Source organism: Novosphingobium sp. (genome assembly GCF_049240505.1).
Taxonomy (GTDB): Bacteria; Pseudomonadota; Alphaproteobacteria; order Sphingomonadales; family Sphingomonadaceae; genus Novosphingobium.
In genome coordinates, this window is record NZ_JBMLSM010000146.1 from 1 (window position 1) to 2,911 (window position 2,911).

At 60.5% G+C, this 2,911-nt stretch carries 4 protein-coding genes and 1 other annotated feature; of the genes, 3 read left to right on the plus strand and 1 reads right to left on the minus strand.

The features are described from left to right. On the plus strand, window positions 1–290 hold a 290-nt coding region (locus ACOVQ0_RS12325; RefSeq protein ID WP_421884863.1), incomplete at its 5' end, for a hypothetical protein. A gap of 19 nt (window positions 291–309) precedes the next feature. Beyond that, window positions 310–900 carry a hypothetical protein gene (locus ACOVQ0_RS12330; protein WP_421884865.1) on the plus strand — a complete coding sequence of 197 codons (591 nt, stop codon included), beginning with the start codon at window positions 310–312 and terminating at the stop codon, window positions 898–900. A 214-nt stretch (window positions 901–1,114) separates the two neighbouring features. On the opposite strand, the gene ACOVQ0_RS12335 is transcribed toward ACOVQ0_RS12330, so the two are convergent. Further along, window positions 1,115–2,343, minus strand: a protein-coding gene (locus tag ACOVQ0_RS12335; RefSeq protein ID WP_421884867.1) for an IS3 family transposase whose coding sequence is annotated in 2 segments (ribosomal slippage) — window positions 1,115–2,055 and window positions 2,055–2,343 — 1,230 coding nt in all. Because the reading frame shifts where the segments join, the coding sequence is not laid out codon by codon here. Next, window positions 1,946–2,062: a sequence feature (AL1L pseudoknot), on the minus strand. Its footprint overlaps the gene before it by 117 nt. A gap of 212 nt (window positions 2,344–2,555) precedes the next feature. Between ACOVQ0_RS12335 and ACOVQ0_RS12340 the strand changes: the two genes are divergently transcribed. Next, window positions 2,556–2,911, plus strand: a 356-nt coding sequence (locus ACOVQ0_RS12340) for a hypothetical protein (RefSeq protein ID WP_421884869.1), incomplete at its 3' end; no start/stop codon positions are given.

The window sequence follows — 2,911 nt, forward strand, 5'->3', positions numbered from 1 at the left end:
CCACCGAAGTCGCGCGCATGAACGTGGATGTGGTGTGGGCGACGATTGCGGTGGCGAGTGTGGTTGGCTCCGTCGCCTATGGCACGATCACGCTGATCGAACTCACGGGATCCGCCCAGATGCTCGTGAACGACACATACGCACCCTACGAGGTCTTCCTCGCGGCGGCCGCCATGTATCTCGCGATCACCTTCGTTCTCGCTGCCCTTTTCCGCCACATCGAGAACCACCTCTATCGCGCCGGCCGCGACCCGGCCGCCCAACACCTGAAAACTGCTGTTGAAGCCTGAAGCCGAAGGACCGCCCGGAATGACAACGCCACTTCGATTTGGAACCCTCGGAACCGAAGGCAGCAATCATTCGATGATTGTCCGGAAATACATTGCCTTCCGAAAACTCGAAGACGCCGAGATTGTGCTGTATACCGATTTTCGTGAAGCTTTCGAAGCACTTGTAGCGGGCGATCTCGATTTCATCCTGCAGGTCTCGGTACATCCCTCGCATACCGAAATGTCGGCGCGATACGTGCATCGCGTTCATGTGGTCGATACCTTCATCGCGCCGAGCAAGTCCCTGGCGATCATCTCGCGCACGGATGTCGAGCAGCCGCGATCCATCGCCTTCCAGCCTGCCACGAAGCACTACGCGGATCTCAGCGCCTGGCCCCGCCAGATCGATGAGGTTTCAATCATGACCGTCGCGGAAGGGCTGCAAGCCGGGCGGTTTGATTCCGGCATCACATCCGTGGAACTGGTTGAGCAGGCCCCGGATCGTTTTCGGATCGATCAACTCTTCGGCCCCATTACCGATGTCTGGGTTCTTTTCGGCCGGAAACCTCTGGATATCCGCTCGCTTTCGGCCTGGCCCGACGCGCCCGTATGCAGGTATTTCCATGAATGAAGACGCCTCCACTGCGTCATGTCAGGCTGTCTGTCCGGGAAGCTTCCGTCATGTGCCGTCAGATCTCCACGCCCTCTGCGAGCATGAGCGCATCTTCGACATCGACCCCGAGATAGCCAACCGTTGTCTAGAGCGGTTGCCGATCTGACTGAATGAGATCGACCGCTCTAAGCTCTGAACCGCCCCGGGTTTGCCGGAGGCTGTTTGGTTTAAGTTATGCGGCCATGGCTGGCTCGTCCAGCATGGCGCAGTAGCGTTTTTCAGCTTCGGCAGGCGGGATGTCGCCAATGGGCCCCATCAGTCTGCGGTGGTTGAACCAGTCGACCCATTCGAGGGTTGCGAACTCGACAGCCTCGAATGACTTCCAAGGCCCGCGCCGGTGGATGACCTCGGCCTTGTAAAGCCCGTTGACGGTCTCGGCGAGAGCATTGTCGTAGGAATCTCCGACGCTGCCGACTGATGGCTCGATGCCGGCCTCCGCCAGCCGCTCGGTGTACTTGATGGACACGTATTGAGAGCCCCTGTCGGAGTGGTGAACCAGCCCGCCGCGATGAACGGGCCGCCTGTCATGCAGCGCCTGCTCCAGCGCATCGAGCACGAAGCCCGCATGCGCTGTGCGGCTGGCGCGCCAGCCAATGATGCGACGGGCGTAGGCATCGATGACGAATGCCACATAGACGAAGCCGCTCCAGGTGCTGACATAGGTGAAGTCGGAGACCCACAGCACATTGGGCCTTGGCGCATGGAACTGCCGGTTGACGTGGTCGGCCGGGCACGGTGCCGCTTTGTCGCTGAATGTGGTGCGGATCGGCTTGCCACGAATGACGCCCCGCAGCCCCATGTCCCGCATGAGCCTCGCGACCGTGCACCGTGCCACTGCCAGACCTTCCCGGTTGAGCTGGAGCCAGACCTTCCTGGCGCCATAAACCTCGAAGTTCGCGGCAAAGACACGGGCGATCTCGGGCCGCAAGACCAGGTCCTGCCTCGCCCGCAGTGAGAGCATGGCAGGATCGGCCCGCTTTGCGGCATGGTCGCGGTAGGTAGATGGGGCGATCGGCAAGACCTTGCAGATCGGCTCGACCCCGTGGGCTCCACGATGATCATCAATGAAGCTGATCATCTCTTCAACGGGCGGTCGAGCTCCGCCTGCGCAAAATACGCGCTCGCCTTGCGCAGGATCTCATTGGCTTGCCGAAGCTCCCGGTTCTCGCGTTCTAGGTCCCGCAGCTTCTCGGCCACATCTGTTGGAACGCCGGCACGCTTGCCGCTGTCCACCTCGGCCTTCTTCACCCAATCAAGCAGCGTGTGCGCCGAGCAGCCGATCTTGGCCGCTATCGACGCCACCGCCGCCCACCGTGAGGCATGCTCGCCTTCGTGATCCAGAACCAACCGCACCGCTCGGCCGCGCACTTCGGGTGAGAACTTGTTCGTCGTCTTGCTCATGATGGCTCCATCCTATTTGGAAGTTGGAGCCTCCAGCAAACCCGGGGGGGTTCAATGGCATAGAGCGGCTGCGGTCAAATCGGAAAGGACGCCTACCAATCAACGTGTCGCTTGCGCCAGACGGGAGATATTCGGGGAGTGGCCGGACGTTCTGGTTCATCCCCGGCCGCTTCGGCTTCTGCCCGTGCTGCCTTGATCAGCCTCACCCGAGTATGCGTGAACGCAGCAAATTGGCTGGTTTGTCTGGCGAAGGCAGGAGTTCGGCAACAACACAGCTCGTTGCAACAGCTCTCGAATGGATGAATCGTCCAGCCAGTGGTGTTCCGTCAGAGAAGCGGAAGCTCTTGGGTTTCACCGACAATCGCCAAGATGCAGCCCTGCAGGCTGGCCATTTCAATGACTTCTTGTTTGTGAGCCTCTTGCGCGGGGCTATCCTCCGCGCGGTTGTCGATGCTGGTGAGGAAGGGCTCTCTGAGGAGGATTTTGGACTGAGAGTGGTGAGAGCTCTCGGGTTCACCGCAGCAAACAAGGACGCGCGTATCCACTGGATGCTTGATCCAGAAGCAGG

Bases quoted from the DNA above. Each gene is read 5' to 3' on its own strand.
- ACOVQ0_RS12330 (WP_421884865.1), top strand. From the start codon at position 310: ATGACAACGCCACTTCGATTTGGAACCCTCGGAACCGAAGGCAGCAAT.